This window comes from Marinomonas ushuaiensis DSM 15871, from assembly GCF_000521805.1.
Classification (GTDB): Bacteria; Pseudomonadota; Gammaproteobacteria; order Pseudomonadales; family Marinomonadaceae; genus Marinomonas; species Marinomonas ushuaiensis.
On sequence record NZ_JAMB01000018.1, the window covers coordinates 1 to 19,564 of the forward strand.

The 19,564-nt window shown below is 40.1% G+C and carries 18 protein-coding genes; 4 read left to right on the forward strand and 14 right to left on the reverse strand.

All coding sequences use genetic code 11. From position 1 onward, the window contains the following. Window positions 1-268 precede the first annotated feature (268 nt). Window positions 269-1,048, forward strand: coding sequence for an acetoin reductase (locus MUS1_RS14295; protein ID WP_036163643.1), 780 nt, complete (start codon window positions 269-271; stop codon window positions 1,046-1,048). A 148-nt stretch (window positions 1,049-1,196) separates the two neighbouring features. Here MUS1_RS14295 and MUS1_RS14300 read toward each other — a convergent pair whose 3' ends face one another. From MUS1_RS14300 to MUS1_RS14310, 3 genes are all read right to left on the reverse strand, one after another. Beyond that, the gene (locus MUS1_RS14300; RefSeq protein WP_051436355.1) at window positions 1,197-1,436 is read right to left on the reverse strand and encodes a phosphate-starvation-inducible PsiE family protein; all 240 of its coding nucleotides are present in this window, start codon (window positions 1,434-1,436) and stop codon (window positions 1,197-1,199) included. A gap of 227 nt (window positions 1,437-1,663) precedes the next feature. Beyond that, on the reverse strand, window positions 1,664-3,277 hold the full coding sequence (locus MUS1_RS14305; RefSeq protein WP_036163645.1) for a methyl-accepting chemotaxis protein: 1,614 nt from the start codon (window positions 3,275-3,277) through the stop codon (window positions 1,664-1,666). A 167-nt stretch (window positions 3,278-3,444) separates the two neighbouring features. Further along, window positions 3,445-4,416 (reverse strand): DMT family transporter, encoded by a 972-nt coding sequence (locus tag MUS1_RS14310; protein WP_051436357.1) that lies wholly within the window; start codon window positions 4,414-4,416, stop codon window positions 3,445-3,447. A gap of 138 nt (window positions 4,417-4,554) precedes the next feature. Between MUS1_RS14310 and MUS1_RS14315 the strand changes: the two genes are divergently transcribed. From MUS1_RS14315 to MUS1_RS14325, 3 genes are all read left to right on the forward strand, one after another. Beyond that, window positions 4,555-5,031, forward strand: coding sequence for an Lrp/AsnC family transcriptional regulator (locus tag MUS1_RS14315; RefSeq protein WP_036163647.1), 477 nt, complete (start codon window positions 4,555-4,557; stop codon window positions 5,029-5,031). Window positions 5,032-5,097: 66 nt separating this feature from the next. Continuing rightward, window positions 5,098-6,423 (forward strand): DUF2868 domain-containing protein, encoded by a 1,326-nt coding sequence (locus tag MUS1_RS14320; protein WP_036163649.1) that lies wholly within the window; start codon window positions 5,098-5,100, stop codon window positions 6,421-6,423. 3 nt (window positions 6,424-6,426) lie between these two features. Beyond that, window positions 6,427-7,782, forward strand: a complete 1,356-nt coding sequence (locus MUS1_RS14325; RefSeq protein WP_036163651.1) for a DUF3482 domain-containing protein — start codon at window positions 6,427-6,429, stop codon at window positions 7,780-7,782. A 3-nt stretch (window positions 7,783-7,785) separates the two neighbouring features. On the opposite strand, the gene MUS1_RS14330 is transcribed toward MUS1_RS14325, so the two are convergent. The 11 genes from MUS1_RS14330 to MUS1_RS14380 form a co-directional block, all read right to left on the reverse strand. Next, entirely contained in the window at window positions 7,786-8,505 is a 720-nt protein-coding gene (locus tag MUS1_RS14330; RefSeq protein WP_036163652.1) for a 1-acylglycerol-3-phosphate O-acyltransferase, read from the reverse strand. Between the two features lie 37 nt (window positions 8,506-8,542). Then, on the reverse strand, window positions 8,543-10,852 hold the full coding sequence (locus MUS1_RS14335; protein ID WP_036163653.1) for a putative bifunctional diguanylate cyclase/phosphodiesterase: 2,310 nt from the start codon (window positions 10,850-10,852) through the stop codon (window positions 8,543-8,545). A gap of 120 nt (window positions 10,853-10,972) precedes the next feature. Next, a complete protein-coding gene (rlmF, locus tag MUS1_RS14340) occupies window positions 10,973-11,956 on the reverse strand; it encodes a 23S rRNA (adenine(1618)-N(6))-methyltransferase RlmF (RefSeq protein WP_036163655.1) in 984 nt (327 codons plus the stop codon). A 67-nt stretch (window positions 11,957-12,023) separates the two neighbouring features. Next, window positions 12,024-12,374, reverse strand: a complete 351-nt coding sequence (locus tag MUS1_RS14345) for a DUF6164 family protein (RefSeq protein ID WP_036163656.1) — start codon at window positions 12,372-12,374, stop codon at window positions 12,024-12,026. A 113-nt stretch (window positions 12,375-12,487) separates the two neighbouring features. Then, entirely contained in the window at window positions 12,488-14,038 is a 1,551-nt protein-coding gene (locus tag MUS1_RS14350) for an EAL domain-containing protein (RefSeq protein WP_036163658.1), read from the reverse strand. A 214-nt stretch (window positions 14,039-14,252) separates the two neighbouring features. Then, window positions 14,253-14,810 carry a DUF3833 domain-containing protein gene (locus tag MUS1_RS14355; RefSeq protein WP_036163660.1) on the reverse strand — a complete coding sequence of 186 codons (558 nt, stop codon included), beginning with the start codon at window positions 14,808-14,810 and terminating at the stop codon, window positions 14,253-14,255. A gap of 65 nt (window positions 14,811-14,875) precedes the next feature. Beyond that, a complete protein-coding gene (locus tag MUS1_RS14360) occupies window positions 14,876-15,616 on the reverse strand; it encodes a hypothetical protein (RefSeq protein WP_051436359.1) in 741 nt (246 codons plus the stop codon). 46 nt (window positions 15,617-15,662) lie between these two features. After that, complete coding sequence (locus tag MUS1_RS14365; RefSeq protein ID WP_036163662.1) at window positions 15,663-16,187, reverse strand: DUF2878 domain-containing protein; 525 nt, start codon at window positions 16,185-16,187, stop codon at window positions 15,663-15,665. A gap of 13 nt (window positions 16,188-16,200) precedes the next feature. After that, on the reverse strand, window positions 16,201-17,487 hold the full coding sequence (locus MUS1_RS14370) for an SAM-dependent methyltransferase (RefSeq protein ID WP_036163665.1): 1,287 nt from the start codon (window positions 17,485-17,487) through the stop codon (window positions 16,201-16,203). A 44-nt stretch (window positions 17,488-17,531) separates the two neighbouring features. Further along, entirely contained in the window at window positions 17,532-18,320 is a 789-nt protein-coding gene (locus MUS1_RS14375) for a DUF1365 domain-containing protein (protein WP_245595822.1), read from the reverse strand. Next, window positions 18,314-19,564, reverse strand: coding sequence for an NAD(P)/FAD-dependent oxidoreductase (locus MUS1_RS14380; RefSeq protein ID WP_036163667.1), 1,251 nt, complete (start codon window positions 19,562-19,564; stop codon window positions 18,314-18,316). Before MUS1_RS14380 ends, MUS1_RS14375 begins: the two co-directional genes overlap by 7 nt.

Sequence of the window (19,564 nt, forward strand, 5' to 3'; positions counted from 1 at the left end):
CAATGTTCTTTAACATTGAGGCTTTGTTTATTTTGACCATCTAACCTTTGAATGATCTTCATCCACCAAACACACTCACATCTTCTCAACCTTAACCCCTTCATAGTCACTAGTTAAAATCAGACATCCCGAACGTCTTGTTTTTTTCTTTATTTATACTGATCATTTATTGATCCATGTCTACAGTATTAAACTCCAGAAACGATAAAATCTAACTTTCAGGATCCGTCCTTTCGACAGTTCAACTTCAATAAGTAAGGAGTACATTATGTCATTACAAGGTAAAGTCGCATTAGTCACAGGTTCAGGGCAAGGTATCGGTCGAGGCATTGCACTACGTTTAGCAAAAGATGGAGCAGACATTGCCATTGTTGATCTAAACGAAGACAAAATGCGCAAAGTGGCTCATGAAATAGAGGCACTTGGTCGCAAAGCCACTATATTCAAAGCGGATATCAGCGATCAGAAACAAGTCTATGCAGCTATTGATCATGCCGAACAAGTCTTAGGTGGATTCGATATCATGGTCAACAACGCGGGTATTGCACAGGTTCAAGCTCTTGCCGATGTCACTCCAGAAGAACTGGACAGAATCCAGAAAATCAATGTTGGTGGTACCTTATGGGGAATCCAAGCGGCAGCAAAAAAATTCATCGCTCGCAAACAAAAAGGCAAAATCATCAACGCCTCTTCTATTGCAGGCCATAATGGTTTTGGCTTACTTGGTGTTTATTCATCAACTAAGTTTGCGGTGCGCGCCTTAACTCAAGCCGCAGCACAAGAATATGCAAGCGCTGGCATCACAGTGAATGCTTATTGCCCGGGTGTTGTAGGGACTGATATGTGGACAGACATCGACAAACGCTTCTCTGAAATCACAGGCGCGGCTATTGGTGAAACCTACGACAAATACGTTGGCGGAATTGCCCTTGGTCGAGCGGAAACACCAGATGACGTTGCCGGCTTTGTCTCTTACCTAGCAGGACCAGATGCAGACTACATGACAGGCCAAGCACCGCTCATTGATGGCGGCATGGTTTACCGTTAATTCATCGAATAAAGCAGTTCTCGATAAGAATCCTAATACTGAACAATCAGATTAGGGTTCTTTTTTATGTTTGCTTAAAGTAAACGCATATAATCCTCAAACCGCATCAAAACAAACCACACTGAGCGGTTTAACACACCAATTCGTACTACCTCCATTGCCATCCACATATTGGATTTCGACACGCTTTTAGGTATATGCCAACCATGGAAAACACTTCAAGATAGATAAACATTAATAGCAAGTCAGATAACCCGACATGCATGGATTTTATCATTGCCAAAATCTCAACGCCCATTGCAAAAATGGTTGCTAAAGCAATAATAATCAATCCCAGTTTTTCTACCAAACCCAAGAGTTTGTAACTATGGGTATTTAAATTACTCATAAAAGCACCCTAATTTCATGTATGTTACTCCGGTAAAGATCGTTGATATTTGATCCATGCTGTTCAAAAACGTCACCTTGGAGAAACTTTTTATACTCATTATTACAAGCACAAAAAGTACACGGTCACTTGATCTTAGGGCGATTTATTATTTTTTAACAGCGCAAAAAAAGCCGCTTACCTTTCGATAAGCGACTTTAGATCTTTACTGATTTTTTTAAGGTAATTTATACCTTAAAGCTGCCTACTTGATGATCAAGTTCTTGATAGAGTTTAGATATGTCTTTCGATTGCTGTTGGATCAGATCAGCAACGGTTTGCACTGAGTTTGTTTGCTCATTCAATGACACCATGTTTTGGTTCAGGTCGTTGGCAACTACAGATTGCTCTTGTGTTGCTTGGGCCGTTTGCGCGGCCATTTCCTGAACTTTACTGAAGGATTCACTTAATGCTGTGAATGTTTTAGTCACTTCGTCAAAGTTGCTGGCGGTGAATTCTGCATTATCATGACTGTTGCTAATCGCCTTGACAGATTCAGAAACATTCACGTTAAGCTTTTCAATCATGGATTCGATTTCATTTGTGCTGTCTTGTGTGCGAGTAGCAAGGGTTCGTACTTCGTCAGCAACAACGGCGAAACCTCGGCCTTGTTCACCAGCTCGTGCCGCTTCAATGGCCGCATTCAATGCCAATAAGTTGGTTTGCTGAGCAATGTTGCCAATCACTTCCAAAACAGAGGTAATGGCTTCTGAGCTCTTTTGCAATTCATTCGAGCGAGCAAGTGCTAATTGAATGTCTGCTACCAATTCTTGTATGGCTTTCTGCGAATTCGTTACTGCCAACATACCGGTTTTAGTCAGTACATTTGAATTATTCGCTTCATCAGCCGTATCACGAGCAACAGACGCCATTTGCTGGTTAGACATGTCCATTTCATGGCCTGCACTGACAATAAATTCAGAGGCATTGGCTAACGCAGAGGTAATGTCAGATGTTTTTACTGAAGCGTCTTTAAGGTTGGTGGTCATTTGACCCAATGCATCGGATTGTTGATGAATACTACTAATGATTCCTCTAAGTCGATCCATAAAGCCATTAAACTCATTGGCTAGGTCGCCCAGTTCATCTTTAGTAGAAAATACGATTTTTTGTGTTAAATCGCCATCGCCTTCGGATATCTCACGGATGCGCTGACCCAAATAACGAACTTGATTACAAAGAGTCTTTGGAACTTGGTAACTTAACCAAATTGAAATCAGCAAACCGATGATAATAACCACTAGGAAAAAATTTCCGAAGGTTTCAACATGTGTTGCTACTTCTTGCTGGGCTTCACGGGAGCGTTGATTAACCAATTCACCCGCTTTATCTAAAATGTCTCTTAGCGCTGAAAAATCTGCATCTGTTTTGTCTTTCGCTGCTTGGAATCCAGATGAATTAACATTCATTTCAACCAAGGCGTTTGAAGAGTTTAGCCAAGTAGAGAAAGCCGCGTCGAATGGCTCTATCATTTTATTAAGACTAGGTTCGTCTTTAAGGTAGGTACGATATTGTTCTACTCGATCTTTAACCTGTTGGGCATTTTCTAATCGATCTTTTTCTTCACTTTGAGCATCCCCTACACCAGAAGTGAGACTCTGCTCTGCTAGCTTCGCTTGATAGAGATCTCTATCTGCATTAAGAATTTCTGACACAGACACCGTGTATTTATCAACTTGGGCAATTAAAGCACCTTCTAGTCGATTAATAATATGAGTCATTGCTGACAAGGCAATAATAAAGGTGATTGTCATAATGACAATGGGGACAGAGCTCTTAACTCGAATGGAATTTAAACGCATATTTCAATCTCCAACAAAGCAGCTAGACACAGCATACATAGGTCATATTAAAGTTAATTGTTATTATCGATCAATCAAGCTTAACAATTACCTACATATTTTTTGCATATTTCAATCATTTAAATGACATTTGTCTAATTACCTTTAAAAAAAACATTGCTTGTACATTATTCGTTACTGCTTTTTTTAGATCGTAAGATACCACTAGCAAATACGACGCCCACGCCGACTAAAACTAAGCCAACAACGACTTCGAACGTGAGGCTTTCTCCTAACAATGGAATAGCCAGTAAAGACGTAAGTACTGGCGTAAGTGCGCCAACCGCTGACGTTCGCTCTGCACCCAATTGATTAATCGCAAAGCCATAGCTAAAACCTGCGACGATACCCACCAAAATAGACTGTACGAACATTTGTTTTACTATCACATCAAAACTGACCTGACTGATTCCTGAATCAACAACGCCAAACAAATATAAAGCCAAAAGCAGAATCAATGACACTAAGCCCAATAAACCACTGGCCGCTAACGGAGGTAAACCTGCTACTCGCAAGCTAATCGTATATAACGCCCAGCATAAGCTCCCGCCGAGTAAGAATAAATCACCTAACCAAACTTGCCCTTCTGTTACCAACAAAGACATTAATAACAACAAAACAATGCCCGAAAAAATACCGATCAAACCACATAAGCGTGAACGACTTAATGACTCTTTATAGAAGAAGTAAGCAATCGCACTTACAAATAAAGGGAAGGTACCGGGAAGCAGAAGACCAGCATGGGAAACAGGTGCAAGTGTCATCCCAATTGAGCTTAAAAAGACAAATGGCACACCTGCGCCGAAGGTAATGCCAAGTAAATATTTCAATGGTACGGCGAGTATTTGTTTTCGCGCCTGCCAAGCAAAAGGCAATAACACAAAACAAGGCACACCAAATCGAAATAGTGCTAAATCATAAGAGGTTAACGCGGTTTGTGTACCCAGCTTAATGACAACTAACCAACAAGCCCAAATACAGACAGTAAAAAACGCCGCGCCAATGCCTAAATACAAGGCCTTACCTCTGGCGATAGTGCGATAAGAAGGCTCTTCTATTGTCTTTACTTCAACCGCTCTTTCTTCGACAAGGTATGACATCTTCATTCCTTAATTAAACGAAGCAGTATTATGCTGATGAGGCGTCGAGCATGTCCTTGCCAATTACATCTTTAATTCGCTATATTTTGGCATATACCATCAATTAGCCATTAAAAACTTAACGGATATGCCAATACAATGTCAGATAATACAGATTCACTCATTTTACAGCGATTACAAAATGACGGCCGCTTAAGTAATGTTGATCTCGCAGAGCAAATTAATTTGTCTGCTTCACCTTGTTTACGTCGTGTAAAAGCATTAGAAGCTGCAGGCTATATCAAGGGCTACAGTGCCAAACTAGACCGTACAAAAGCGGGATTTTCGATGACAGTCTTTATTGAGGTGAGACTCAACAACCATACCACCGAAGGCATCAAAGAATTTGAGAGAGAAGTATTGGATTTAGACAATATCATTAGTGCGTATTTGGTGTCTGGCTTTGCCGATTATCGATTAGAAGCTGTAGCAAGAGATTTAACCGATTACGAACGAATCTTAAAAGAAGTACAAAACCTACCTTTCGTAAAAGGCATTCAAAGTAATTTTGCTATCCGAGCAATAAAAGCAGACGCCCCCTTACCTTTAGCAAACACATTTAGTAAAACAAACTGATCAACACTGTGGCAAACTATCGTCACGACTTGGTATTGATAACGCTTAAAAGAGTAATGCGATAATATGGTTTTTCCTACACAACGTGCCAAACTTGCCCTTGCCGCTTGGTTAGAAATGCATACTAAGTTTCGGCTACCAACTCATGCAAAGGATCTAACGTCTGCATTAGAAGCGCTTGATACATCGCCTCACCCCATCAGCTATTCAATGCAATTATCTCTGTTAAAGCGCTACTTCAATCGCGTTATTTTAGGTATTTTGACTGTTTCTTTTTTGTTAGGGCTCATCGCAGTCCCTTCTGCTTTTGCAACCAGCCAATCAAATCAAGTTAATATTTTTTGGTTATTTATCGTTTTATTAGGCTTTAACTTACTAAACCTTACCACTTGGTTCATTACTATGATTGGAACCATGAAGCACAGATCCGAAAATAAAGGTATTTTGTTAAGTTCTCTGATTTTTCTGAACAAAAAAATAAGTAAACATTCACAGTTAGATGAAGCGACCTCCGAGGCCTACTTACATTGGCAATGCCCTGCTTTGTCAAACAAATGGTTAGTCAGTAGTATTTCGCATGGTGCATGGGGATGTTACTTATTCGCAGGTTGGCTTATGACGTTATTGTTATTGCTGACCAATCAAGTCAACTTTGTCTGGGAAACAACCTTACTAAGTGATGAGACATTTATTCAGCTCACGCAAACATTAAGCATGATTCCGCACTGGTTTGGCCTCTCACTCCCTGATCAACTGGATATTCTGGCAAGTCGAATCGATCTTACTTCCCAGAGTTCATCAACCAGACAACATTGGGCGAACTTTCTACTCGCTAGCATTATGGTTTATGGTGTGCTTCCAAGACTCATACTCACGTTAATTAGCATGAGTATGTATTATTTAAAACGTTCAACACAGTCGTTTAGTACTCAAGAACGTCTTATTAAAAACCGTTATCAACACAAAGAAGACCACAGCAAAACCATTATTGACCACGATTCAAATAAAGCCGCCACAGTCAAAAACACATCGAACCAAGAACCTATAGAAACACTCGATGACAGTGCTTTTTCACAGCCTTGGGCCTTGTTTGAATGGAGCGCACCTCAACCCAGTTACTTGTGTACAGCAAGCGCCTTATGTTTATTAAACAGTCGAGAAGAGCAAGCACGATTTTTAAGTGAGGCGAATTCAACACCTGTATATATTTTAGTGGATGCGACACAAAGCCCAGATCGTGGCAGCAGACGATTTTTCACTCAAGTAAGCGCCTCTTATTCTTCTCCATGTATGGCGATATCTGACGATGACAAGGCTAACTTTATTGAAGACTGGCAACGCCTTGCAAAAGAAACTCAACTACCCTTTACCCGAATCATAAAAAAGGATTAACCCGTGCCAATTTCTCTTCTTGTCGTTGGTCACGCCAATACAGGTAAAACGTCACTGATTCGTACTTTGTTACGCAGGCACGATTTTGGCGAAATTAACGATAGAGCGGGAATCACTCGTCATGTAGAAAGTGTCGAGGTCAACATTGGTCAGCAAACTGTTGTTATGCTCACCGACACACCAGGGTTTGAAGATTCAACCGGCTTATGGGAGGTTCGTCATTCTAACGAGTTTCGCTCGTTACAAGGTTCTCAGTGGATACAGCCTTTTTGTGACAGCCACTTTGCACAGAATGAGTTTGAGCAAGAAGCCAAAATAATTAAACAGCTAACCAATACCGACATCATTCTCTATGTGATTGATATACGACAAGCACCTCTCGGTAAATTTTTAGACGAACTGGCATTACTCGCCAGCGCTAAAAAACCTATTATCCCAATATTAAATTTCAGCGCTGAACCAAGCGACCATTTAAAAGCGTGGCGAGATGTATTAGCAGAACGACACTTACATGCGGTGGTAAAATACGACTCTGTGGCGTTTTATTTTGAAGATGAAAAGCGTTTGTATCAAAGCATACAGAGTTTAATGCCAGAGTATTACGACACCATTAACCAATTAATTGAATCCCGCGAAGTCGCTGCTCAACTACGCCTAACCATGGCAACCAACCAACTGGCTGAACTCCTTATCAAAACCGCCAGCTCTCGTTTTGAATGCACTCAATATCCGCCAAACCAAACAGAAGCTCATTTATTTGAAGACAAAATACGTCAAATGGAACAAAGCCATATAGCCGAATTACTGCACCTTTATGAATTTCAAAAAGAAGACTTAACTGCCTCTCCATTGCCCATCAACAACAACCAATGGCAACAAGATATTTTTGATACTGAAACGCTAAAAGAATGGGGGATTGAAACAGGAACAAGTGCATTAAAGGGCGCTGCAATTGGAGCAGGAATTGACGTCATATCAGCGGGTTTAACGTTAGGAACAGCAACCACTATTGGGGCACTTTTAGGCGCAACATGGAAAACCGGACAACACTATAAAGATACCTTAAAAAGTAAACTGACTAACCATCATTACTTATGTCTAGACACGGCAACATCGACACTCTTGTGTTTACGAGGCTTAACCGCCATTCAGCATTTACATCAACGAGGACACGCTTCACAGCAAGCTTTTCAGCTTGTCACACCTTCCAAACATAACGAGATCATTGAACAAATAAAACCTTTCTGGAAACAGGCACAACAACATCCAGAATGGGAAACGAAAACTTTATCCGACTCCCATCCGGTTAAATTAGGGTTGCAAAAAATCCTGGAAACGTCTCTTGCTCTCAGAAACTAAAGGCTATTTCTGGGAAAGCTCTTGATCCAAACGTGCTTGAGTTTTACGCATTACTTTCTCACAAGTTTCGATAAGATGAACAACATCTGTTTCGCTCAAGCCTGTCGTATCGATTGGATCGAGCATTTCTACGATGACTTTACCATTATGTAAACGATTCAAATTTACTTGTCCGTGGGTACTGCTGCAGATAACAGGAACAATAGGCACACCGGCCTGAATAGCCGCATGGAAAGCACCTCGTTTGAACGGCAACATACCTCGTCCACGGCTACGAGTTCCTTCGGGAAACATCCAAATAGAAAGCCCAGTCTTCTTCATACTGGACACCACTTGGTCAATCGTCTTTATCGCTTTTTTTCGATTATCGCGATTAATTAATATATTGCCGCTTACCCAATAGAGCACACCGAAGAAAGGAATCCACAACAAACTAGACTTACCCACAGTAACAACGCTTTTCGGAAAAATAGCAGCCAGTGTGAATAAGTCGAAATTATTTTGATGATTCGCAATATAAACAGCTTGAGGTGAATCTTGCGATAACGAAGTAACGCGTGCTTCAACCGATAAGCCAAAAAGTGGCGCCACTTTGGCAAAGACTTGGCCAAGGTGGTAAACCCGATTGTTAGAACCAAAAGTAAACAGACAAAAAAGAATACCGAACAAAGTAACGGCAATAATTAAGCAGAAAAGCAATAAAATTCGTATTAAAAACAACATAGTAGACACACCTAGACAATACAGCGCATAGATTCAATTAGGTTTTATGAAAGCCTTCACGCCAATGAAAGAACTCATCAGCAACCAAGGGTTTAGAGAAAAAATAGCCCTGTATTTTATCACAGCCATGCTGTTTCAGTAGTTCAACGCCTTCTAGGTTCTCAGCCCCTTCTGCGGTTACTTTAAAGCCTAATGCATGGGATAAATTAATAGATGCTTTCGCAATAAACTCGTCACATTTGTTGGTTTCTATGTGCTGAATGAAAGCACGATCTATTTTTACTTCATTAACAGGTAATTGGCGTAAATAGGCTAATGACGATTGTCCTGTACCAAAGTCATCAATCGCTAAATGAATTCCCATCGCCTGTAAGTCCTTCAATACACGAATGACCTTCTCTCTATCCTTCATAACCGCGCTTTCAGTAACTTCTAATGCCAATGCTTGATTGGGTAGATTATTCTCACGCAAAGCTCGCTCAACCATGTTAGGCAAAGACTCATCCGTCAAATCATGAGCGGAAAGGTTTACCGCCACTCGAATCTTATGTCCTTGTGTCCACCATTCACTAAGCTGAGATAATACTGTGTTTAATACCCACTTGGTCAGCTCTTGAATACTTCCAGCGTGTTCGAGCAAAACAATAAATTCATCTGGTGGAATAAAGCCCAATTCAGGATGCACCCAACGTATTAGTGCTTCTGCTTCTTGGCAATCATTGTCCGCTACGCCTACTTTCGGTTGATAAACCACAAACAACTGATTCGTTTCCAAGGCAATAGGCAAGTCACGAATAATGACAAGTTGACGTTGGTGGTCTTCGTCTTGACCTTGCTCATAGAAAACACATAAATTACTTTCTGCTCTGGCCTTGTCGGAAATAATTTCTAGACGTCTCATGGCACTTTGAACATTATCTGTTGCATGTTCAAAGTGCAGCACAGCAATACTGACCTCTAAGCGCATACAAGATCTAGCACCAAAGAAGGCTTCCGTCTCAAATTCTGTACTAAACAAACTATTCAATTCAAGACAGTTTTCATAAGAAATATTTTGTTTGGTTATTAATAAAAATTTGTCATCTCCTAACCGAGCCAACATTTCTATGTTTTGATCCCAAGCTCTTAATCTATCAGCCACTTTAGATAGAAGTAGAGTTCCTACATCTGTCCCAAGCATATTATTAATATTCTTAAAGTGACGAATATTGAGCAATACTAAACTACCTTGTTTTTTAGGTAGACTGCCCATCAGGTGTGATTCGATAGCATTTCGGTTAAACAAACCAGTCAACGCATCATGGGAAGACTGGTAAGTCAGCTCTTCTTCGCGGCTTTTAATGGAGTTTTGCATGGTTTCCATCGTACTTGATAAAGTACAAAATTCACCGTTCAAAGCAGGAGCCTTTACTTTCTCTTCACCTGACCCAATCTGATTGGCGTATTCCACTAGTCGATTAATAGGTCGCGTCATATTTCGCGCAAAAGCCACAGCGATGGCTAAAGCAACTACCAAAGCGATTGAAAAAATTATTAAGAGTTGATTACGAGTATTATTATAAGCTTCTAACCATGGTCCATAGGGCAAATGAATCACTCCCCATTGATTGGGTATGCCTAAATCAACGCTCAATGAAAGGTATTTATTATCATTAGAAAAAGCAGGGGAAAGTAGGTTTTCCAATCGACCAACCTCTTCTAAAAAAATCGCTTTTTCAGTAGGTATAAGCGTTGATCCACCGGAAAATATACGCATATTCGTATTTTCATAAACAAAACTGATATCTAAACCAGTAACATTTTTAATTTGTTCCGCTAACGCTTGGTTTAGAGAAAAAGCCATACCAACCCATGCAACTAAATTCGGTGCTTTTACTGGAACAAAAACAAGCTGATAAGCACCGTCTTCAAGCGCCATCATGGTACTAATTGATGCGTTTCCCGACTGCCCTTCGGTGACAACTAATTCAGATATTTGAGAAATGAAAGGTAATTCTTGAGTCGTTGAAATGATATCTCCACTTGGAGAGACTAAAAGAGAAATATCCGCATCAATCCGATCGCCTTGATTCTGCAACGCCGTCTCGACCATGCCCATTTCATGGGTTACAAGAGCGGTCTTGAAAACAAAGTCTGACGCCAGAATTTCAACATTTTGAGTAAGCTGCTCGGCCCGAGATTCTAAGAAAAGGTCAAAGACTTTTCGTGATACATCAATGGCATCCACACCTTGAGCATAATTGTCTTTTTTTAATGAAGATAAAACAGCGACGGCGGTCCCTAACTGAACCAAGGCTAATAACACTAAGAGCAATACTATCAGTCGTGCTTGAAAGCTTTTCAACATGCTAAAATCTCTACAAAAAACAATCTAAAAACTTAACAACATAGATAATTAAGTTAGAAAAACATGCCCATAACGCAGAATGCTAATTCTTAGCCTAAATTAAATGACGAATAAAGTCCCTTAATTTTGCCAGTAGTTATCTCTCCAATAATCAGCCTGACTATCTTCGAGGAAGCTCCAAGCAACAAACCGGCTTATTTTCTGCCCTTGAGCCATCTCTATGGTTTTTACTTGGCGAGCACCCGCTTGCTTTAATGTGCGATATATTGCCTCTAAATTCCCCTGACGGGCAACCAAAGACGTAAACCAAAAACAACGATCACCATATTGAACGCTTTCTTTGATCATTCGCGCGATAAAGCCAGCTTCGCCACCATCACACCATAATTCTGGCGCTGTCCCGCCAAAGTTCAAAACAGGTTTAGCATTGCTACTTAATTTACCTTTTACACCACGCCATTTACGCTGTGACTCATCATTCATAGCGGATTCGCTTGCATGAAAAGGAGGATTACACAAGGTCACATCAAAGCGCTCGTTGTCTTTCCAAACGCCTTCGAATACTTTGGTTGGTTGTGATTGCAAGCGAGCAGAAATCACACCTTTTAAGCAGGCATTCGACTTAATAATGGTTTCACACGTTGCCACAGCGATAGGATTTACATCGGAGCCAACAAACTGCCAGCCATATTCTTGATGACCAATAATTGGATAAACACAGTTTGCCCCCACTCCAACATCCAATACATTTATACTTTTTCCTCGAGGAATAACACCTTGATTAGAAGTCGCTAATAAATCAGCCAAATAATGGATGTAGTCGGCTCGCCCAGGAATAGGAGGACAAAGATAACCAGGGGGAATATCCCAGAAAGAAACGCCATAAAAATGGCTAAGCAAGGCACGGTTTAAAGTTTTAACCGCTTCTGGATTGGAAAAATCAACTGATTCATTACCGTACTGATTCAACTGAATAAAAGCAGTTAGCTCAGGGCAAGAATCCGCCAGCAAGGCAAAATCATAACGCGCACGATGCGGGTTACGAGAGTGAAGCTCTAGTTTATTTGTCCGTTTACTTTTCGTGTTCTTATTTTTTAAAACCACTGTGATGCCGTTGCTTGAAACTGAAACGCGAGTATAACTGAATTCCCTTGCGTGGACTAAATAAGCCTTAGAACCACATCATAAAGGGTCCGATAGAAATCCCAAGAATAAGCGCAACAGCAAATAAAGTGAAAAGTGCTTCGACTGGATTCTGACGAGCATGCTGTAAATAGCCTAATATCCACTGTCCAAATGACGGCGGAACCATGTCTCTCGCTCGTTCTATTTGATCCGCTTTGATTAAGGTCCGAGCCTGTAAAGCTTGCGCCTTGTCTTTGACCCATAAACCCGCCATCGACACTTGCCAACGCCCAGCGCTGGTTTCATAGAAGGGAATATCGTTATCGTTTAGTAATTGACGAATGTCATCTGCTTCTTCATCAGGTACGTATTTTAATCGAAAAACCAATGTCGCCATGGAGTAGAAAACCTTGAAGAGGGAAAATAAGACGGTAAAGGGTAAGAGAAGCCAGCTAGGAATACAATCTTCAGAATGTAATCTTAAAAATACACTCTCGTGCTGGCCTCTATTTATTTAGCATCATTATCTTCAATCCAAGTGAGAACTTGTTCTGGAGGAAGTGGTGCACAGAAATAATAACCTTGCACACTGTCTATACCTAAGGCTTTCACGGCGTCTAGCTGCTCTTTGTCTTCCACACCTTCAGCAACGATTTTCATATTGAGCTCTTTTGCCAGTTTAGTAATAGACGTTAATATTTTTTGAGTACATTGATCGTCTTTCAAGTTAGCAATAAAAACGCGGTCGAGCTTAAGTGTGTCGTATGAGAAACGTCGCAGAAAATCCAGCCCTGAGTAACCTGTGCCAAAATCATCCACAGAAAGACGAACACCCAATGCTTTTATATGTTCAAAACGACTCACCATTAAAGATAATTCTGTTTCCGTTAATGCGCTAGTCTCTGTTACTTCTAGGCACAAGCGCTCTTTTAACTCTGGATACTCTTCAAGAATTTTCACGAGCATCGCAATAAAACCGTCATTTAATAAACAATATCGATCAACATTAACGGCCGTCGTAATATTATTAAGCGATTTTGAGTTTTCTCGATAAAACTTCCCAACGTTACGAACCACCATCCAAGTAAGCTCACTGAGGAGATTTAAACGTCCTGAAAGTTCAACGGTAGACAGCGCTGACACTTGACCATGGTGAGGCGATCGCCATCGAATTAAAGCTTCTATAGCATGAACCTTATTATCCACCAGCGAAACAATTGGTTGGTAATAAACCTCCATACCGTTGTTTTTTATCGCTTTTCTTAGCCCTCTAGGTAAAGAACGGCAGTAATATAAACAACAACTGTGAAGTAAATAAAAGACAGCCCAAAGTACAACCCATAACGTAACGACAAACGGTAATAAAGCCATGGCTTTATTAAAGTAAACGTTTAAAGGTAAATAGACATCTAACCTCATAGACCAATGATCAAGAGAGACTACTTTTTTATCTAATATTTTTCCCTTCACGCTAAAGTCATTTGATACTAATGATCTTTTACCTATCATTAACTCATAAGGATAATCGGGTAATAAAAGGTGATCAAGATTAATTGATAAACTTCTGGGAGGTGCTAATCCATTGACTCCAATACCATTTTCACCAAGATAAAAAGCCAAAAAAGTTTGTTCGCCAAGCGTATGGGATTCAACTAAAGATACGGTTTTTTTATCTTTACTTTGTTTTATTCGGTCTTTAATTGTAGCGAAAATAGTAAATTCTTTAGGCCCGAAATTCGTACAATAGATTTGGAAGTTATCATTAAAAAGGCCAAATTCTTTAAAAATAGGAGAGTAAAAAGTTCTGTGACGTAACTTCTTCACATCTTCCTTGTTACAAGATAAAGATGCCTCATCAACAGTTTGTTTGAGACTTTTAAAAATATTATCCATTTGATGAATTAAGATTTGTTCTGCTGTCTCAGATTTTCCATATAGATCTTTTAATAGATGAAAATAAAGTCCAGAAGAAAAAACAAGCACACTTAAAAGTAATGAAAAAATACCGTAATAAAACACACTCTTTTTAAACGGTGTGAATGCTATATTTTTTACAAACATAAAATGCCTTATGAATACTGCTAATGTTTCAACCATTACCCTATAAATAAAAATACTAAACTAGTACAATAATTACACACTACGGTTTTTTTACCAATAAAAAAAGACCGCCGTAAAGGCAGTCTTTTTAAGTAACGTAAGAATAGATGCCATATTTTATAAAGCGTATTCGTCCTCATTATATTTGACGGTTAAAACATTTCTTAGCTCGGCATTAAAATCCAGAATCTATTTTTTGAATGACAATAGACAAATAGCCGACTTCGAAACCAAATTTCGTCATTACAGATTCATTCATTACAACGCCTTCCTTTACCATATACATCCGATCATCTACGTTCACTTCCAATAAATCACCGTTGTAAGGAACTTGCAAAACATAATTCATAAACAAAGCATTGCCTGATACTTTTACTTCACCAAAACCAATAACATCATTTGCCGTTGCAATGTATTGTCTATTTTCATCTGGCGTCATGGTCCAAGTTCGATTCTGGATTTCACCATCATCAAATAGAAATTCTTCCGCAAGTGTCCCGATTCCGTTTTCCCAACTGCCTTCTAACGTGGCATTAAAGTAGCGAATCACTTCACCACTTCGATTTTTAAGAATGCCATGGGCGGTTAATGAGCCAGAGAAAAACTCTTGCAGTTCAAACCTCGGTTCATTTTTAGCATATAAAGACACATCTGACGTTGAACAGGCAGAAAGCATTAATAAACACATTAAAGCCAGCACGTTGATTTTTGTTACTTGCCATACATTATTCATACTTCTCCTTTGAATTAAGCCGTTTTGAATTGCATTACTTTAAAAGAATCGAAAAACCAAAATGCCTAAAAGTAACGATACTGAATGTCTACACTTTCATACTTACCTTTAGTGTTAGCTATATTGCCTCGTCCCGTAAAACGTAGAAGTTTTTTTTCTACTGTATCGTAAGCAACAACGATTGGATCTACCGCCAGTTTCACAACCCAAGAAATAGGTGATAAGGAAAAGCACATCGCATCATTTTTTGTTCCGTCAATACAAGCGGTGCGACTAACACGAAAACCAAATGTGTCTTGTTCGCTTGGCACTAAATAATCAACATCAAGTTTCTTACCCGACTCCAATACAGACCAATATTGTTTAATGAAACCATCAAAGCCTGCATCAATAACCATGCCTGCATCGACTTTCAAACGTTCTGTTTTTTGTTTAAATGCCGTGTTTCCTTTGTAACTGACAACGAAATCACCACCTTCTTGTGTAACTTGAATATCTTCGCCATTACGTTCATTTATCTGAGTAAAACTTGGTGCGACCCGTGACTGAGAGAAATCAATGGTTTTACGCCCAAAGACGTTTCCATCAGGTTCTGCATACTCTACTTCATGAAGAACATCGCTGATTTCTTTATAAGTTTCTCGATACAACAAAGACCCTGTTTTTAAGCTATAGGCACTGCCTACAATATTGCTGCCTATTGTATTGCTGTCTTCTGCCTGAACTTGGCTAATAGAGCCAGATGACAAGATAAAAATAGCCACCCCGGCTGTAATTTTTTGTTTTAAATCGATCAAATAAACCATTTAATAATCTCCCTTATAGCATTTGATTTTTTACTTCCAACCTTCATTACTTGATCTTTAGCTCTTGATCATCAAACAAACCCCATTTCTCACTGAGCCAAAAACCAAATGGGAGCACTATGGCCCAAATAGCGGAAACGACGAACAAAGACATTAAAATAGGTTCAGCTAACGTAATGCCAGCGAGTTTGGCGCCTGCAAAATAACTCATGGTTGGTCCAATCATGCCGATTAATGCACTCAAAAAATATCGAGAACGTAGAAACGCCAAGCTATGAACAAACAAGGTTCCTGTACTTACCCAAAGACACAGCAACCACACAGGTGGTATGGCGACAAGACCATTTTCATCCCCGTTTGAAAAGACGCCTAACTGAAATAAAGTGCCATCAATGACTATTCCAAACACAACAAATACAAGCAACAACCGCCATTCTCGACCTGTCGTCATAAAATAGCGGTCATGTAAAAACAAATACAATACGGTGACAGCAAGTCCCCAGCCACTGCCAGCAAGTAAACACACAAACCAAACGATTTGAAACAAAATGGCATTGAGGAAGCGCTTCATATTGTCAGCCAGCTTATGTTCGTTCAGTCGAAACAGGTTGCTCGATAGACAAACGATGCTCAGGTTTTGCAAACACAAACTGCCCAGTGCTGATTGCTCGTTCTTTAAAGCCTCCTTCGCAATAGGCTAGGTAAAAATCCCACATACGACAGAAAACATCATCAAACCCCATATCCATGACATGGTGACGGGCGGCATGGAAACGTGTGCGCCAGTCAGCAAGCGTTTTAGCATAATGCTCAGTAATGTCTTCTAAGCCGACAATTTGCATGTCTGTTTTAGACGCAATTTTATGAGCGATGACTTGGTTAGAGGGCAGGCAGCCGCCAGGGAAAATATAACGTTGAATGAAATCAACAGAACGACGTGCATAGTCATAACGTTGATCAGCAATGGTAATCGCCTGAATCACCATCACGCCATGAGACTTTAATAAGTCACTGCATTTAGAAAAATAACTGTCATAGTATTTGTGACCAACGGCCTCAATCATTTCGATCGAAACAAGCTTGTCATATTGGCCTTCTAAGTCGCGATAGTCTTCAAGTAGCAAGGTAATTTTATCTTCTAAGCCTTCCGCTTTTACTCGCTCTTTGGCAAATTCATATTGTTCTTTAGAAATAGTCGTTGTTGTGACTTGGCAGCCATAATATTTTGCCGCATGAATCGCCATGCCGCCCCAACCTGTACCAATTTCTAGAAGATGATCATTTTTACTTAACTGTAATTTCTGACAAATACGATCCAATTTATGAACAGAAGCTTGTTCTAATGAGGCTTCTTTTTGAGGATAAATCGCAGAGGAATACATCATGGTTGGATCAAGAAACAAGGAGAAAAAATCATTACCAAGATCATAATGCGCAGAGATGTTATCTTTCGATCCCTTCTTAGTATTGGCATTCATACGATGTATTATTTTGGCACCAATACGGCTCCAAATAGGACGTTTAGCGTCCATTTGATTAATCAAATTTAAGTTCGCGACCATCAATCGAATAACAGCGACGACATCAGGCGATGTCCACCAGCCTTTCATATAAGCTTCGCCAGCACCAATACTGCTGTTTAAGAAAATATCTCGATAGGCATTTATGTTGTGTATGTGAACATGCGCGATGTATTGCGCACTCTCTTTTTCTTCACCAAATAAGTAGATGTTGCCATTTTCTTCTAGCGTTAAATGTCCGACCTCTAACCGTTCTAACATAGCAAAAACCATTTTACGGGCTAAACTATCGAACCATGTCGCTGTGTTGTTTTTTCTCACTTTTTGATTATCCATGCTTACGGAGTTCATAATTTTTAATCTCCTTAATGAGTTAACTCGTTTTTAGTAAACGATTAATGACTAGGGTGTGAATAAAAAGGTACTTTTTTTGCCCACAATTTTAATGCTTGCCAGTAAATACCAAACGCCACTTGCATCGTCATCACCGGATAGCTAAAAATCACTCTGGCCATTGATGAAGATGTCATTGGTATACGTGCCAAAGATAACGTGGCGTCAAACACACGTTGTTCACCAAGCAGTTCTTTATTCTGCATATGAACCGCTAACTTCTTAGCTGGAATATTGCTATGCCATTCATAAAAATGATCCATTGGGTGAAACGGCGACACATGCATTTCCTTATTAAATTTAATACGTTGCGTCTGCTGATTTGGATCACATTTCAAAACGTAGGCAATTTTCTCACCCCAAGGCGTATTCGTTACTTCAAGCAACATAGCTTGTAATTGCGCGTTTTCATCAAAGCAGTAATAGATGGTGATAGGATTAATAATAAAACCAAAATAACGACAGTTCGTTAGCATACGAACTGGGCCAGAAAGCGCTAAACCTAGGCGTTTATTTACTTCATCAAGAACCGCTGCTTTGATCGATATAGAAGCATCGCCAAAATAGTCTTTGCGAGAAAATCGCGCTAAAGACCAAAGCTTCTTTGACCACCAAGAACTTAACGTTAAGGCTGTGTCTAGTTCATCTAAGTCAAAATACATCATAAAAATGCGATACTTAAACGAATGGGATCGAGGCGAAAAACGACGGTGTCGCACTGTACCTTGATAAATAGCACTGTGTTTCATTGCACCGTTTTCTGTCATCATGCCAGCGGATGGGCTCACCATGTCACACCCAATCCATTCGCCACTCGAACGCCGCTCCAACAACCATCTTCATGGAAACCATTGCGCCAATAGGCACCACAAAACCAAGTGTTATTCACACCATTGATTTCTGACCAACGATCTTGAGCCTTGATGCCTTCTAGCGTGAAAGTAGGATGCGCGTATTTAAAGCGACCAATAATTTTATCTGGCGCAATCATGTCGGTCTGATTCAGCGTCACAACATAGGTTGTATCACTTGAAAAATGTTGCAGGATATTCATGTTGTAACTGAGAGTTGCGGGCTTATTTTGGTCTGCGCCAAGATGATAATTCCAACTCGACCAAGCTAATGTGGCCTTTGGCAGCAAACTCGTGTCTGTGTGTAAAACTACATCGTTGTTTCGATAGGGAAGAGCGGACAATATGTCTTTTTCGTCTTGGCTTGAATCAGCAAGCAATGATAATGCTTGGTCACTGTGGCAGGCAAAAACCACTTGATCGAATATTTCTTCGGTGCCATCTTCTAATTGAATAACCACACTATCAGCCGAGCGTTGCACTTGTTTGATCTGAACACCTAAACGAATGTCGTCATTAAAGCTCGCAACTAAAGGCTGTAAATACGCAGAAGAACCTCCTTCGATAACTCGCCACTGTGGACGATCACTCACACTTAATAAACCATGATTCTTGAAAAAACGAACAAAAAATACCAAGGGGAATTCCATCATTTCATCGAGCGTAGATGACCAGATAGCACTGCCCATTGGAATCAAATAATGACTCGCAAAGCGTTTCTCGTAACCTTTCTCTTTGAGGTATTCGCCTAATGTAACGCCTTCCCTTAACTCACCACCCTCTAAGTCTTGGATGGCTTCTTTATTAAAGCGAAGAATATCCTTCAACATACCAAGGAAAGGGAAATTGAAAAGGTTACGACGTTGAGCAAACAAAGTATTTAGGTTGTTTCCACCATATTCCAATCCTGTACGCTGACAACTCACACTAAAGCTCATTTCTGTCGCGCGAGAAGAAACACCAATCTCGTCCATCAGTCGAATAAAGTTAGGGTAGGTCCAGTCATTAAAGACAATAAATCCGGTATCAATGGCTCTGGTACGGCCTTCTTCTTGCACTTCTACTGTTGCGGTATGACCACCAATACGCTGAGCTGATTCAAATACGGTAACCTCGTGTGTTCGCTGCAAAAGATATGCGCTGGTTAACCCTGAAATCCCTGATCCTATAATGGCTATTTTCAC

What these genes read in the sequence shown, in the direction of transcription:
- MUS1_RS14295 (WP_036163643.1), top strand. Translation starts at nt 269, where the DNA reads ATGTCATTACAAGGTAAAGTCGCATTAGTCACAGGTTCAGGGCAAGGT.
- MUS1_RS14315 (WP_036163647.1), top strand. Translation starts at nt 4,555, where the DNA reads ATGTCAGATAATACAGATTCACTCATTTTACAGCGATTACAAAATGAC.
- MUS1_RS14330 (WP_036163652.1), bottom strand. Translation starts at nt 8,505, where the DNA reads ATGTTGTTTTTAATACGAATTTTATTGCTTTTCTGCTTAATTATTGCC.
- MUS1_RS14370 (WP_036163665.1), bottom strand. Translation starts at nt 17,487, where the DNA reads ATGAACTCCGTAAGCATGGATAATCAAAAAGTGAGAAAAAACAACACA.
- MUS1_RS14360 (WP_051436359.1), bottom strand. Translation starts at nt 15,616, where the DNA reads ATGGTTTATTTGATCGATTTAAAACAAAAAATTACAGCCGGGGTGGCT.
- MUS1_RS14300 (WP_051436355.1), bottom strand. Translation starts at nt 1,436, where the DNA reads ATGAGTAATTTAAATACCCATAGTTACAAACTCTTGGGTTTGGTAGAA.
- MUS1_RS14375 (WP_245595822.1), bottom strand. Translation starts at nt 18,320, where the DNA reads ATGGTGAGCCCATCCGCTGGCATGATGACAGAAAACGGTGCAATGAAA.
- MUS1_RS14365 (WP_036163662.1), bottom strand. Translation starts at nt 16,187, where the DNA reads ATGAAGCGCTTCCTCAATGCCATTTTGTTTCAAATCGTTTGGTTTGTG.
- MUS1_RS14320 (WP_036163649.1), top strand. Translation starts at nt 5,098, where the DNA reads ATGGTTTTTCCTACACAACGTGCCAAACTTGCCCTTGCCGCTTGGTTA.
- MUS1_RS14355 (WP_036163660.1), bottom strand. Translation starts at nt 14,810, where the DNA reads ATGAATAATGTATGGCAAGTAACAAAAATCAACGTGCTGGCTTTAATG.
- MUS1_RS14335 (WP_036163653.1), bottom strand. Translation starts at nt 10,852, where the DNA reads ATGTTGAAAAGCTTTCAAGCACGACTGATAGTATTGCTCTTAGTGTTA.
- MUS1_RS14305 (WP_036163645.1), bottom strand. Translation starts at nt 3,277, where the DNA reads ATGCGTTTAAATTCCATTCGAGTTAAGAGCTCTGTCCCCATTGTCATT.
- MUS1_RS14345 (WP_036163656.1), bottom strand. Translation starts at nt 12,374, where the DNA reads ATGGCGACATTGGTTTTTCGATTAAAATACGTACCTGATGAAGAAGCA.
- MUS1_RS14350 (WP_036163658.1), bottom strand. Translation starts at nt 14,038, where the DNA reads ATGTTTGTAAAAAATATAGCATTCACACCGTTTAAAAAGAGTGTGTTT.
- MUS1_RS14310 (WP_051436357.1), bottom strand. Translation starts at nt 4,416, where the DNA reads ATGTCATACCTTGTCGAAGAAAGAGCGGTTGAAGTAAAGACAATAGAA.